Genomic DNA, 13,194 nt, shown 5'->3' with positions numbered 1-13,194 from the left:
GATACAATTTAGATACATTTTAATGGTAAACTAATTAAAAAATTATTGTTATTTCGGGGGAAGGCTTATGATTAAGAAGATACTCTTAGGTGTGTTACTTGTTTTTTCAGTCACAACTATCTCTGTTTTTGGTTATGGTTACTATAAAATAAATCAAACAGTTGAAAAAATACAAGAACCAAAATTTTCGACAGAAACGAAAGCAACAACTAGAAAAAATTTAAAACCCTTTAATCAAAAAATGAATGTTCTTATATTAGGTATTGACTCTGGCGACTTAGGCAGAGACGAGCAAGGACGCTCTGATTCAATGTTTTTAGGGAACTTTAACTTTAAAGCCAATGAACATCTACTTTTAGGCTTAGAAAGAGATACGTTAGTAGAGATTGTAGGGCAAGGAACTGAAGAAAAATTAAATGCAGCTTATAGTTACGGTGGAGAAGAGATGGCTCTTCAAACTGTTGAAAATCTTTTTAATATTGAAATACCTTATTATATTACGATTAATATGAAAGGGTTCAAATCAGTTTTAGAGGTTGTAGGGAAAATAAAAGTAAATAATCCTTTTGAATTTAGTTATGATGGCCAAGTTTTTAAAGAAGGAGAAATAGAGCTAGAACCTGAAGCAGCTTTAGCTTGGGTTAGAATGCGCTATGATGATCCAGAAGGAAACCTAGGGCGTCAAAAAAGACAACAAGAATTAATCGAACAAGTTAGTGAGCATTTACTTAAATTGGAGAATATCTATAAAATACCTAAGCTAATTGATGTGTTAGGAGATAATTTAGAGACTAATATTCCCGTTGAAGAATTAGTTAAAACCGTTGATTTTACGACACTAAAAGCAGATATTCAGATGGACCAATTAAAAACAGAAAATTCTTACATTGATGGTATCTCTTATGAATTAGTTCAGGAAACTGAAATTATGCGTCTTAATACATTAATGGAAGAAAATGCAGCAAAGGAGTAGCGTATGACTATTAAAACAATAAAATTGTTATTTTGGCTTTTGTGGCATATTGCTTACTTCTTTTTACTTGCCTCTAATGATTTAACCCAATTTCTAGAGCAAATCATCTTATTAATAACAGCATTTGAGCTAACTCGTTATTATCAGAAGCAGCATTCTCTTTTAATAATGAGTAGCGTTTTTTTAGGTTGGTTTATAGTATTACAGACTAATCTTTCTTTATTAATCGATTTATATGAAAAAATAAGTTTTAGCCAGTATAATTTAAGAGAAGGATTATCCTTAGCGTTCTTAGTTGTATTGACCATCATTCAATTAATAAACTTTGAAAAAATGATGTCTATCACTCAAAATAAACTATATAATCATTTTCATTTATTTATTTTAGCTAGTGCCACACTTTTTGTGCAATCAGTATTTACTTATCTAAGTTGGTTTAACTTAACTAAAATTAGTTTTGAACAGGTTAATGTGTTAAAAGGGATGAGACAAGTAGTGACGGAAAGTGGGAGTCGAGCGATTTTTTCTACTTATTTCGTATTAATGATTTGTTTTGGAACCTATTATTTATTTAAAAAGATTTTCTTAAAGGGAGAGGTTATTCATGAAAATACTTATCGTGGAAGATGATTTAAGTATTAATAATTTACTCAAAAAAAGCCTAACTAAATATGGTTATGACACCATTTCTGCTTTTGACGGAGAAGAGGCAGCCGGCCTTGTTGAATCAGAAAAAATTGAATTTGCCATTGTTGATGTGATGCTTCCAAAAGTTGATGGTTGGGAACTATCCAAATATTTAAAAGAATATAATATTCCAATGATTTTTCTAACAGCGAAGGATCAGCAAAAAGATAAGTTAAAAGGTCTTCATTTAGGTGCAGATGATTATATGACTAAGCCTTTTGATATTTTAGAATTAATCGCACGAATTGAAGTGATTAAACGTCGTGTTTATGGAACTCAAATTCAGGATAATCTGATAAAACGTGGCACTCTTGAAATTAATCCAACCAATAAACAAGTAATGAACCAAGGTGAAAAAGTATTGCTCACACCAAAAGAATTTGATTTATTACTTGAGTTAGTCATTAATAATAATATTATCTTAACAAGAGAATATTTGTATAAGGCTGTTTGGGATAAAGAATTTAGTGATGAAAGTAGAACTCTCGATTTACATATTCAACGAATTCGCAATAAGTTATTTCAATCAGGAGAGCTGAAAACAGTTTATGGAACAGGTTATTTATTGGAGATATCAGAATGAAGTATTTCTTTAAAATTTATTTATATATCTTCTTTAGTATCATTTTATTATTTGGTGTCATTAGTGTATTTTTCTTATATTCGGTTTATCACAACACGCTGAGTCAGGAAAAAAAAACAGCTCTCTCAAGAGAACATGTTATTTATTTGTTAATAAATGCTAGATTAAATAAAGTAGATGAAGAGCTTGATTATGAGGAAATCGGTAGTTTTGTTGACCAAGCTACAACCGATGATTTTATGCTTTTAGACCGAAAAGGTGAAATCTTATATGGTTCAAATAAAGATTATCAAGCTGATACTTTTGAGTTGAAAGTACCAAAAGAATCTGAAAAAGTTTTAATTAGTAATGTGCAACTATTAAATAAAAATAAGTACTTAGTTTTAACAGAAAAATTAGCCGATACAGACTTAGTCTTAGTTTATGTAGATCCCTTAGTTGAGCTGAATCAAAGTACAACTCAACTAACCTTTAGCTACTATTTACTGGTTGTAATCATTATTTTACTCAGTGCGATTGTGTCTTTAGTATTAGCTAATATGCTAATAAAACCAATTAAGCAGCTAATTAAAACAACAGAGGCAATTACAAAAGGAGATACAGATACTAGAGTAAGTGTGTCCACAAAGGATGAGCTAGGTGATTTAGGTAATAGTTTAAATGCTATGGCAGATAAATTTAATCAAGATATCGACCACATCCAAGAAGCCAAAGACACACAAGATTTATTTTTAGCCAATCTTGCTCACGAAATAAGAACGCCATTAACTTCAATTAGTGGTTATTCTCAAATGCTTAAATGGAGCGAGTTAAGTGAGGAAGATTTAGAATCAGTAGAGTATATTCATAGTGAAAGTGAACGCTTGTCACATCTATCAAAAGATATTTTAAAACTCACACAGTTAAATAATTATGAGCTTGAATTAAGAGATATCTCAACAAATGAAATCACCTCAGATTTACATTTATTTATGAAGGTTAATTCACCAGAAACCTTATTGTCAGTCAATCTAGATGAAAGTAATCTAACTCTAGATTACAATCTATTTAAACTAATGACTTATAACATAATGACTAATAGTTTAAATGCCTCGAAAAACCTTGGAGAGATGAGTATTACTGGGAAAAATAATCAAGATGACTATGAGTTAATTTTTGAAGATAATGGCCCAGGAATTCCAGAAGATTTATTAACTCGTGTAACGGAAGCTTTCGTTACAAGTGATGCCTCAAGAAATGATCATCACCTTGGCTTAGGGTTATCTATTGTAAAAAAAGTAGCTGAATTACATCAAGGAACTCTTGAGATAAATAATAAAGAGTCAAGTGGCGTTATTGTTAAAATAACTTTAGCAAAGGAGATTAACTAATGAAGAAAAAAACAACTTTATTTGTTCTCCTAAGCCTTTTTTTACTATTATTAGCTTTATTTATTGCGCCTAAATTGATTGAGTTGAGTATCTATCAATCAAAGGAAATTGTCAGTGTTAATCGAACTAAAAACGAGCCATCTAAAGAGAAAAAATTAAGTTCTAAGCTAGAGTTAGTTAATAGGGAATACCGAAGTTCAGAAGAACACTATTTAGAGAAGGAAAAACTAACTGTTGCTGATAAAGAACTTAGAAAACTATTCAGCACCTTAGAGTTGCCAACTCAAAATATCATACCTGTTTTTATTGAACCAGTTATTTATGAAGGTACTGTCTTTTGGCGTGGTCAGTTTATTATTCCAGAGATGCCTTATTTTTACGGGAATTACATCATTGATGATGAAACCGAAAAAATAGTCCAGTTATCATTCCACGATTATCAACCAATTAATGAAGTTAATCAGAAGGAATTAATCAAAAAACATTTGAACTATTTAGGATTAGAGGAAAAAGAAACTAAGGAACACCAAGGCTCATATGAAGTAGTTTTAAAAGATGGGGAGAAAGTTGATTTTACCTTTGAAAAAGGAATGTACTATTTTAATACCTCGGTGGTTATTGATGCTACTGAGCCACAAGCAATCAGAAGAAAGTAATTCTTACTTTTTTCTGATTTTTTTATTTTACCTGCTATTTGATACAAACTAGATACAATTAGTTGTTATCTTTTCTTTAGTAAAGAAAATTATTAAAGGTAGGTAGAAAAAATGGGGAAAAATCAAAAGATAATTATCTTGAGTTTGTTGGCAATTACGATTGCCTCAGTTGGCTTAAGTAAGTTTTATTTGCAAGTAGTAGGAGAGTTGTTACCAGAAACAAAAGAATCAACAGAAGGGCTGGTAAAAAGCAGCCTTATTAAGGAATCAGAAACTACTACAAATTTAGAAAATTCAACAAAAGAGACAATTAGAAAAGTGTCAGAGACGACAGAGAGTGTGACGACAGAAACTATCAATAAAGAAAAAAGACGAGCTGTGGCTCTAACCTTTGATGATGGGCCGCACGGGGAATATACACCGCAAATATTAAATATATTAGAAGAACAGCAAGTATCAGCAACATTTTTCTTATTAGGTCAAAATGTACCAAAACATCCTAATATTGTAAAAGAGATCCAAAAAAGAAATCACGAAATTGGTAGTCATACACACAATCATCAAGAGCTAACAAAAGCCAGTAGAAAAGAACTGGAAAAAGATATCAAAGAAAGTGATGAGGCAATTGAAAAAGTGACAGGTGAGAAGCCAAAATATGTTAGACCACCTTATGGAGCTGCTAATAAGGCAGTGGCTGAAGTTGTGAATCGTCCGCTGATTGAGTGGTCAGTGGATACACAAGACTGGGTTTCAAAAGATAAACATAATATTATTAAACAGGTCAAACAAGGTGTTTATCCAGGTTCAATTATTTTAATGCATGATATTCACCCAGCGACGATTGACGCTTTGCCAGAAATTATTACATTTCTAAAAGGTCAAAATTATGAAATTGTAACCATTAGTAATTTACTTAATTCGCCAACAAAACCTCATAATTATTACGGTATAGGAGATAATCGTCCTGTTGATTAAAAAAGAAGCTAACTTTTTATAGTTAGCTTCTTTTTTATGAGAACTTTTATAACAACTTGTATTTAAGCCCATTCACCATTTCTAAAAATAGGAACACGTGAGCCATCTTTTTTAATACCATCAATGTTCATTTCTTTTGAACCAATCATGAAATCAACGTGAGTTTGGCTACGGTTTAATCCAGCAGCTTTTAACTCTTCCTCACTCATTTCAGTTCCACCTTGTAAACTAAAGGCATAAGCAGAACCTAAAGCTAAATGGTTAGAGGCATTTTCGTCAAATAAAGTATTGAAGAATGTAATACCTGATTGAGAGATAGGAGAGCTGTCAGGTACTAATGCAACTTCACCTAAACTTTTAGCTCCTTCATCTGTATCTAATAATTTTTTAAGAACATCTTCGCCTTTTTCAGCTTTTACATCAACAACACGGCCATCTTTAAATGTAAAGGTCATGTTTTCGATTGTGTTTCCAGAGTAGCTAAGTGGTTTAGTACTCGTAACAACTCCGTCAATACGACGGTTATCTGGAGCAGTGAAAACTTCCTCAGTTGGCATGTTGGCAATAAAACGTTCCCCGCGAGCGTTAATACTTCCAGCGCCTTCCCAGTTGTGGTTTTCAGGTAAACCGATAATTAAATCAGTACCTGGAGCTGTATAATGTAGAGAATCAAATTGCTCAGCATTTAATTCATTTGCCTTATCTGTTAATAATTTGTCATGTGCATGCCATGTAGCAACTGGATCAGTTTCATACATACGAGTAGCTTTAAAAATAGCATCCCATAATGCATCTACTTGTTCGTCTGATGATTTTAGTTCTGGGAATACTTTTTTAGCCCAATCACTTCCAGCAGCAGCAACTACTAACCAACTAACTTTGTTTGATTGAGTTGCTTGGCGAAGTGGCATCATAGCTTTACCCATAGCTAATTGATAAGTAGATAAACGGTCATTATCCACACCAGCATAGGCATCAGGGTTTTGTGAAACAACACTAATACGACTTGCACCAGCTTCAACCCACTCATTCATTTCCATGATTTTTGATTCGGGAACTGTTTCTAAAACACTGTCATCAGCATTGATGAATGTTTCGCGACTAACAATATCGTCAGTCCATTGAACAATCACTTGCTTAGCTCCTAATTTGTAGGCCTCTTTAACGATGTAGCGAGCTAAAGGCGCTTGCTCTACTTGAATTTGAACAACAACTGTGTGAGATTTTTGGACATTTACCCCAATCTCAGTAATAAGTTGTGCATATTTTTTTAATAACGTATCAAAATTTGACAATACCATTTTTTTCCCCCTAATAATAAGTTATTTTCTATAAATACTAGCATAAGAATAGCATTATAGCAATGAAGACAAATTTAGCATATCCGACCTTAAAGTATGAAAAAAAACTTAAAAAATTACAAAATTCTCTTAAAATAATTGGTATTATTTGAAAATCATGATACAATAACTTGTAAATAGAAGAACAAAAAAGTTTTTTTATTATAAATATTGTGGATAAAATAGGAAGGTGAATCAATTGGCTAGACGGAAAACAATTACAAGAGAACATATTTTAAATGCAGCTCATGAAGTCGTTTCCACAGAAGGATTTTCTGGTTTTACAGCAAGAAATATTGCAAGTAAGATGAAAAGCTCAACACAACCGATTTATTTAGAATTTAAAAACATGGATGAACTAAGAGAAGCTTTTTTTGAAGAAGTAGAGACTTATCTTAGAGATGAAATTTTCAGTAGAGAAATTTCAGGCGATTCAATAATTGATTTAACTCTTAATTACGTAGATTTTGCTAAGAAAGAGAAAATGTTATTTAGAGCACTTTTTGTTGAAGATCATGCTGATGGTAAGTTACTTAACGAATTTGGATTCCAAATGTTCTCAGAAAGAGCTAAAGAACGTGAAGAGTATAAGGATATGAATGATGAGTCACTTCATACGGCTTTTTTAAGCAACTGGATTACAGCTACAGGTCTTGCTTCATTAGCAACAAGTGGACGTATGAATGCAACAAATGAAGAAATCATCCAAATCGTTAAATTAGTGAACAAATCGCTTAAAAACAATCCAAACTTTACTATTACAATGTAATATCTAATTTTTGGCATAGAAATGTTCAAGTAATGCAGTATTATCTAATCTTATAGATATACTTGCTACAACTAATACAAATAAAAAAAGCCTCAATTTTGTAGCTATCTCTAAAAGGTTAATTTTTAGAGGTTACTACATTTTAGGTAGGCTTTTTTTGTGCTTATTGATTGTTATGAGTTTCAATTAAAGATTTAGTAAAAACTTCTAAAGCTACAATATCATCTTCTTCAGCAGCTAGCTCTATTTTGACTGATTCAGCACCTTTAGTGGCATTAACAGAAGCAAAGGCTTTATCAAATTGATCTACAACTTGACAGAAGTATTCATAAAAAGTATCACCACTACCAACAACACCATATGTTTTACCAGATAGATCTAGTTCTAATAATTCTTCATGGAAATCGATAATTTCATCAGGTAGTTCAAAATCATCATATGTATAAGAAGCAACAATACAAATATCAGCATCTAAAAAATCAGAGGCGTCAACTTGAGTACATTCATTAATTTCTACTTCGATACCTTGATCTTCTAAACTTTCAGCAACAATATCGGCTATTTCTTCAGTATTACCTGTTAAGCTAGCATAAACTATTTTAGCAAGAGTCATTAAAAAAGCTCCCTTCGTATTTTTAAGACTATCAAAATTATATCAAAATAATGATAATTTTCAATTCAATTTGTTTGTGATAATTTGTTGTCCAGTAAGCATTGTGCTAAAATGGGATTGCTATTTAAGAGAAAGTGGGGAATAAAAATATGATTACATTAAAATCACCAAGAGAAATTGATATGATGGCTGATTCTGGAGCTGTCTTAGCTAGTGTACACCGCGCATTACGTGATTTTATTAAACCAGGAATTACAAGTTGGGACATTGAATTATTTGTTCATGACATGATTAAGAAAAATGATGCTATTGCAGCGCAAATTGGCTTTGAAGGATATAAATATGCAACATGTTGTAGTATTAATGACGAAATTTGTCATGGTTTCCCAAGAAAAGAAGTCCTGAAAGACGGAGATTTAATTAAAGTTGATATGTGTGTTGAATATAAAGGCGCAATGTCTGACTCATGTTGGTCTTACGTTGTAGGAAAATCAACACCTGAAATTGACCGTTTAATGGAAGTAACAGAAAAAGCTTTATACTTAGGTATCGAGCAAGCTCAAGTTGGAAATAGAATTGGTGACATCGGTCATGCCATTCAAACTTATGTTGAAGGTGAAAATTTAGCAGTTGTTAGAGATTTTATTGGACACGGTATTGGACCAACAATCCACGAAGCACCTCAAGTACCTCATTACGGCGAAAAAGGAAAAGGCCTACGCTTAAAAGAAGGTATGGTTATTACAATCGAGCCAATGGTAAACACAGGTACATGGCAAATGAAAATGGATAATAATGGTTGGACAGCTAGAACTCGTGATGGAGGACTTTCATGCCAATATGAGCACACTTTAGCAATTACAAAAGAAGGTCCAAGAATCCTAACATTACAGGACTAATCAAGGAGTAAGAATATGCAAGAAGAGCAAGCAGAAAAAAGACCTAGTTGGAAAGAGTCTTTTAAAATATTTATAGATACATTTCAACAGGCAGAAGTAAATATCTATGCGATTGTTATTACTTATTATTTACTACTATCCTTTTTTCCCTTGCTGATTGCATTGGGAAACATTTTACCCTATTTAAATTTAAATGATCAAAATGTGTTACCCTACATTCAAGAGTTACTACCGCCTTATGTTTATAATACGGTTAGTGAGACAGTTAGTAGTTTACTTAAAACAAGTAGTGGTGGGCTTTTATCTATTTCTGCTATTGGTACCTTTTGGGCAGTAAGTAAAGGGATTAATGGTATTAGAATAAGTCTTGATAAAGCTTATGGCGTGGAAAAAGAAAAATTACAATTTTTAAGAAGATTATTTTCTTTCTTAATGGTTTTTCTACTGATGCTTAGTATTTTCTTCTTATTACTAATTATGGGATTTGGTCAAACTGTATTAGAATATGTTTTACCTATCTTTGGTTTGCCAGAGGAAATATTAACAACGTTTAAAACCTTAAGATGGCCATTAACCTCATCTGTATTACTAGTTATTTTAATTATGCTGTATTATTTTGTACCTAGTGCGAAAGTTCATTTTAGAACTATTTTACCAGGAGCTGTTTTTACAACAATTGGTTGGATGTTAGTAACACAATTTTATAGTATCTATATTAGTTATTTTTCTAAAAGAATCAATAGTTATGGGGCTATTGGGAGTGTTATCTTCTTTATCTTATGGCTAAATATCGCAGCTACCTTAATCATTGTAGGTGGTGTCATTAATGTCACTATTGAAAAGCTAGTTTACGGCGGAATTTGCTCGAAGAGAAGTGTCCTAGGAGATTTTATAGAATCTAAAATGGCAACAAAAGAAGAAAAGAAGTCTTAATGAATTACTAAAAATTCATTAAGACTTCTTTTCTATTTTACAGACAACGCACTAACTTTTTCTAAATAGTTAAAGATGCTGTTTGTTCTACTTCATTGAAAGAACGGATAGTAGCAAAATGTTGTTTCTCAATTCCTTTAAGTAGTTTTAGATGGGCTTGAAAAATAGCATCGTCTTGAATTATAACCTTTTAGCAACTTGGGAAATACCACCACGTGTGACATTTAATTCATTAGCAATATCAGCAGCACTTTGATTATTATTTCTAGCAATCTCATTTAATACTTGACTGCTTAAAATAGAAAGTTTTTCAGCTAACTCTTGTAATTCAGGTGTATCTATTTTCTTTAATAACCATTTCTGATTTCTTTCTAAAGGATCTCCGTATCTTAAATAGGTCATTGTATCAAAGATATTTGCTTCTAGCACATTCATCAAATCACCTTCCTTAAAATGTTGCCGCAAGCAGTGTAGTTTGAACTTTAGCTGTGTTTAAAATATCAATAGCTTTTTCAGATTGTTTCATTTTTATTCACGCCTCAAAAGTTAAATCATTAATCGGTGGCACGCCATCTGTAAAGACATTTCTAATCGTGACAGTGTCTGTTGGGTTGTGTGTTAGATAAGAGTCAATAAAAGTCTGCGTTACGTCTAAAGAATATGAAAAGCATCTGTTTTAGGCTGTGCTTGAATAATTAATAATTTTGCCATGTTACGCCTCCTGTTTATTCACTGAGAATAAATCTCAATAAATTGTTAACATGTCAACAAAAAATACAAATAAAAAAGATTAGCCATGTAGACTAATCTTTCTTTTTCTTCTCTTTTCTTTTTTGTTTGACACTATTGCGATAAGCTTTATTTCCTAAATATTTCAGAGAGTTTAAAAGGGGCTGTTTATCAACACCTGTTAAACCGATTAACTCAATAAACATTTGAAGTCCAAATAAACAAGCAATGGTTAATAAAATCGTCGCCAGTGTATTAGTAAACATGTACAACATCGCAATAACTGAAAAAATAATTGCCATAGAATAAATAGTCAACACAGCACCGCGATGGGTAAAGCCGAGTGAAATTAAGCGATGATGTAAATGCATCTTATCAGCTGATGAGATGGGTCTGTTATTTAGCTTTCTTCTTATCATGGCAAACAGAGTATCAGTAATAGGAACACCTAAAATAACTAAAGGTGTAATTAAAGTAATCAACGTTGCATTTTTAAGACCTTGTATCGAGAGCACTGAAATTAAAAATCCAAGAAGCAAGGCTCCTGTGTCTCCAAGGAAAATTTTAGCTGGATAAAAGTTAAAAGGGAAAAATCCTAGCACACTCATTAATAGAATAAAAATAGTTAGTGGTACTTGAAGTTTCACTGCATCAGTTGCAGAAGCCACATATCCTATAATACCAATTGTTGTTAAGGCGATGATTGAAATCCCAGATGCTAAACCATCTAAACCATCTACTAAGTTAATCGCATTGGTTAAACCAGCAATCCAAAGTATGGTGAAGGGATAACTTAACCACTGAAGGGGAATAGCACCTATGTGAGGCAAGCTAATCGTACTTACAGTGACATCAAAAACAAAACAAACATAAAGAGCAGCAAGAGTAACTCCTAGTAATTTTTGTCTAGGTTTTAATTCAAAGATATCATCAATTAGTCCAGTGACTACGACGATTCCAGAAGAAACAACTAAATGAATAGCGTATTTCATTGGAATAAGATCTGGGAAGAAAAATAAGACTGAAATGGAAAAGGCAATATAAATAGCTAAGCCACCAGCAGTGGGCATAGCTACCTTGTTGACTCTTCTAGAGTTTGGTTTATCTACTGCACCTATTTTAAAGGCTAATTTTTTTATTAAAGGAGTTAGTAAAAAAGCTAGGATCATTGTTAAAAATAAACGAAAAGCAATTTTTAAAATGAAATCCATAATGTATACCTACTTTCACAATTCAAAGAACATTATACACTTTTTTAAAGGTACGAACAACGTCAAACTTATTAAGGTTTTCTTTAAACTATTTAAAATTTAATAGATTTACTATTTTTGAAAGATTCTCTATGTTATACTAACGGAGATAATTGAAAACTAGGAGTTTTGACATTGGCAAAAAGTAAAAAAAATAGTCGAAAAAATCGAGAAAACTTATATGAAGACGAGTATTCAGAGTACTCATCAAGAAGAAATAAAAGAAATCAGAAAAAAAGCAAATCAATACTTGGGGTAATCGGGAAAAGTATTGTTATTGTATTACTGTTAGCAATCCTATCTGGAATGGTTTATTTTGTAAAAGGATTAATGGATACTAACAACTTTTTAAATAACTCTTACCAACCTAGAAAATCATCTAGTATTGAAAATGATAAGATAGATGTTCAAAAAGATCCTATTTCTGTTTTGATATTAGGTTTGGATGACAATAGTGAAAGAGAGCTAGGAAGTGCAAGGACTGACTCTATGTTACTTCTTACTATTAATCCGAAAGATGAGTTAGTTAATATTGTGAGTATTCCTCGCGATACTTACACAGATATTGTTTCTGATTCATTCACTGGCAAAGATAAAATCAATGCTGCCTTCTCTTATGGAGGAATTGATTCTACTATTGATTCAGTAGAAAAACTATTAAATATTCCAATTAATTACTATGCAACAGCAGATTTCAAAGCTTTTGAAGATATTGTTGATGCGTTAGGTGGCGTTGAGATTGACGTTCCATTTACCTTGACTGAGCAAAATGCTCAAGGTAAAAAAGTAGTGGACTTAAAAGAAGGTCGCCATAATTTAAGTGGCGAGGAAGCTTTAGCCTTCTCAAGAACTCGCTATATTGATAATGATATTGAGCGTGGTAAACGTCAGCAACAAGTCTTAACAGCTATTGCTCAAAAAGCAATGGATATTGGTACAATTGCCAAATATAAGAGCATATTAGATGCGTTAGATGGTCATATTACAACAGACATGCCATCAAATAAAATTCTTTCAATTGCTCAGTCAGGATTAACTAAAAATTATAAATTTGAGTCATATGCTTTCTCATGGATGAGTTACGATTACGCACCTTACGGAGAATCAGTTAGTATGGTAGGCTTACATCAAGATAGCCTAGACTATATCTCACATAAGTTAAGAGTATCTTTAGGATTAGATGCAACTGATGAGCGCGATGTAGCAGGTTATGAGTTCGAAACAAATGGAATAGTTGCACCGCAAACATTCCCACAAGATGGAATGGCTATTATTAATTAAATAAGTAAGGAAGAGGGTGGCGAAATGATTGTCTACCCTCTTTTTCTAAGAAAAAATCCAATTAAAAGACTAAGAATCTTATAAAAATGTTAGAGAATTTTGAAAAAAAGTGTAAATTAGTGTAAAATCGCTATGA

At 32.1% G+C, this 13,194-nt stretch carries 14 protein-coding genes; 10 read left to right on the top strand and 4 right to left on the bottom strand.

The genetic code is table 11. From position 1 onward, the window contains the following. The first annotated feature begins 67 nt into the window (after nucleotides 1-67). From DFR54_RS06650 to DFR54_RS06625, 6 genes are all read left to right on the top strand, one after another. Entirely contained in the window at nucleotides 68-973 is a 906-nt protein-coding gene (locus DFR54_RS06650; RefSeq protein ID WP_114289570.1) for an LCP family protein, read from the top strand. A gap of 3 nt (nucleotides 974-976) precedes the next feature. Then, complete coding sequence (locus tag DFR54_RS06645; protein WP_114289569.1) at nucleotides 977-1,603, top strand: hypothetical protein; 627 nt, start codon at nucleotides 977-979, stop codon at nucleotides 1,601-1,603. Beyond that, nucleotides 1,578-2,243, top strand: coding sequence for a response regulator transcription factor (locus DFR54_RS06640; RefSeq protein ID WP_114289568.1), 666 nt, complete (start codon nucleotides 1,578-1,580; stop codon nucleotides 2,241-2,243). The genes DFR54_RS06645 and DFR54_RS06640 overlap by 26 nt, the downstream gene beginning before the upstream one ends. Beyond that, on the top strand, nucleotides 2,240-3,613 hold the full coding sequence (locus DFR54_RS06635) for a HAMP domain-containing sensor histidine kinase (protein WP_114289567.1): 1,374 nt from the start codon (nucleotides 2,240-2,242) through the stop codon (nucleotides 3,611-3,613). Before DFR54_RS06640 ends, DFR54_RS06635 begins: the two co-directional genes overlap by 4 nt. Next, entirely contained in the window at nucleotides 3,613-4,269 is a 657-nt protein-coding gene (locus DFR54_RS06630; protein WP_114289566.1) for a hypothetical protein, read from the top strand. The genes DFR54_RS06635 and DFR54_RS06630 overlap by 1 nt, the downstream gene beginning before the upstream one ends. 111 nt (nucleotides 4,270-4,380) lie before the next feature. Further along, nucleotides 4,381-5,244 (top strand): polysaccharide deacetylase family protein, encoded by an 864-nt coding sequence (locus DFR54_RS06625; RefSeq protein ID WP_114289565.1) that lies wholly within the window; start codon nucleotides 4,381-4,383, stop codon nucleotides 5,242-5,244. 62 nt (nucleotides 5,245-5,306) lie between these two features. On the opposite strand, the gene DFR54_RS06620 is transcribed toward DFR54_RS06625, so the two are convergent. Next, nucleotides 5,307-6,545: an aminopeptidase gene (locus tag DFR54_RS06620; protein ID WP_114289564.1), complete on the bottom strand. Its 1,239-nt coding sequence runs from the start codon at nucleotides 6,543-6,545 to the stop codon at nucleotides 5,307-5,309. Nucleotides 6,546-6,783: 238 nt separating this feature from the next. Between DFR54_RS06620 and DFR54_RS06615 the strand changes: the two genes are divergently transcribed. Then, on the top strand, nucleotides 6,784-7,353 hold the full coding sequence (locus DFR54_RS06615) for a TetR/AcrR family transcriptional regulator (protein ID WP_114289563.1): 570 nt from the start codon (nucleotides 6,784-6,786) through the stop codon (nucleotides 7,351-7,353). Between the two features lie 163 nt (nucleotides 7,354-7,516). Here DFR54_RS06615 and DFR54_RS06610 read toward each other — a convergent pair whose 3' ends face one another. Then, nucleotides 7,517-7,966 carry a flavodoxin gene (locus DFR54_RS06610; RefSeq protein ID WP_114289562.1) on the bottom strand — a complete coding sequence of 150 codons (450 nt, stop codon included), beginning with the start codon at nucleotides 7,964-7,966 and terminating at the stop codon, nucleotides 7,517-7,519. A 149-nt stretch (nucleotides 7,967-8,115) separates the two neighbouring features. On the opposite strand from DFR54_RS06610, the gene map reads away from it, so the two are divergent. Then, the gene (gene map / locus DFR54_RS06605; protein WP_086341349.1) at nucleotides 8,116-8,865 is read left to right on the top strand and encodes a type I methionyl aminopeptidase; all 750 of its coding nucleotides are present in this window, start codon (nucleotides 8,116-8,118) and stop codon (nucleotides 8,863-8,865) included. A 15-nt stretch (nucleotides 8,866-8,880) separates the two neighbouring features. After that, nucleotides 8,881-9,798 carry a YihY/virulence factor BrkB family protein gene (locus DFR54_RS06600; protein WP_114289561.1) on the top strand — a complete coding sequence of 306 codons (918 nt, stop codon included), beginning with the start codon at nucleotides 8,881-8,883 and terminating at the stop codon, nucleotides 9,796-9,798. A 180-nt stretch (nucleotides 9,799-9,978) separates the two neighbouring features. On the opposite strand, the gene DFR54_RS06595 is transcribed toward DFR54_RS06600, so the two are convergent. Then, on the bottom strand, nucleotides 9,979-10,233 hold the full coding sequence (locus DFR54_RS06595; protein ID WP_114289560.1) for a MarR family transcriptional regulator: 255 nt from the start codon (nucleotides 10,231-10,233) through the stop codon (nucleotides 9,979-9,981). Between the two features lie 368 nt (nucleotides 10,234-10,601). Then, complete coding sequence (locus DFR54_RS06590; RefSeq protein ID WP_114289559.1) at nucleotides 10,602-11,738, bottom strand: glycosyltransferase family 4 protein; 1,137 nt, start codon at nucleotides 11,736-11,738, stop codon at nucleotides 10,602-10,604. Nucleotides 11,739-11,912: 174 nt separating this feature from the next. On the opposite strand from DFR54_RS06590, the gene DFR54_RS06585 reads away from it, so the two are divergent. Further along, nucleotides 11,913-13,058 carry an LCP family protein gene (locus DFR54_RS06585; RefSeq protein ID WP_114289558.1) on the top strand — a complete coding sequence of 382 codons (1,146 nt, stop codon included), beginning with the start codon at nucleotides 11,913-11,915 and terminating at the stop codon, nucleotides 13,056-13,058. Nucleotides 13,059-13,194 lie beyond the last annotated feature (136 nt).

Origin of the sequence: Vagococcus fluvialis (genome assembly GCF_003337315.1) — a bacterium.
Taxonomy (GTDB): domain Bacteria; phylum Bacillota; class Bacilli; order Lactobacillales; family Vagococcaceae; genus Vagococcus; species Vagococcus fluvialis.
Note: the sequence above shows the minus strand (reverse complement) of the source record. Positions and strands in the feature narration are given on the sequence as shown.

Coding starts and splice junctions, on each gene's coding strand:
- DFR54_RS06630 (WP_114289566.1), top strand. CDS start 3,613: ATGAAGAAAAAAACAACTTTATTTGTTCTCCTAAGCCTTTTTTTACTA.
- DFR54_RS06635 (WP_114289567.1), top strand. CDS start 2,240: ATGAAGTATTTCTTTAAAATTTATTTATATATCTTCTTTAGTATCATT.
- DFR54_RS06610 (WP_114289562.1), bottom strand. CDS start 7,966: ATGACTCTTGCTAAAATAGTTTATGCTAGCTTAACAGGTAATACTGAA.
- DFR54_RS06625 (WP_114289565.1), top strand. CDS start 4,381: ATGGGGAAAAATCAAAAGATAATTATCTTGAGTTTGTTGGCAATTACG.
- DFR54_RS06600 (WP_114289561.1), top strand. CDS start 8,881: ATGCAAGAAGAGCAAGCAGAAAAAAGACCTAGTTGGAAAGAGTCTTTT.
- DFR54_RS06650 (WP_114289570.1), top strand. CDS start 68: ATGATTAAGAAGATACTCTTAGGTGTGTTACTTGTTTTTTCAGTCACA.
- map (WP_086341349.1), top strand. CDS start 8,116: ATGATTACATTAAAATCACCAAGAGAAATTGATATGATGGCTGATTCT.
- DFR54_RS06595 (WP_114289560.1), bottom strand. CDS start 10,233: ATGAATGTGCTAGAAGCAAATATCTTTGATACAATGACCTATTTAAGA.
- DFR54_RS06645 (WP_114289569.1), top strand. CDS start 977: ATGACTATTAAAACAATAAAATTGTTATTTTGGCTTTTGTGGCATATT.
- DFR54_RS06590 (WP_114289559.1), bottom strand. CDS start 11,738: ATGGATTTCATTTTAAAAATTGCTTTTCGTTTATTTTTAACAATGATC.
- DFR54_RS06620 (WP_114289564.1), bottom strand. CDS start 6,545: ATGGTATTGTCAAATTTTGATACGTTATTAAAAAAATATGCACAACTT.
- DFR54_RS06640 (WP_114289568.1), top strand. CDS start 1,578: ATGAAAATACTTATCGTGGAAGATGATTTAAGTATTAATAATTTACTC.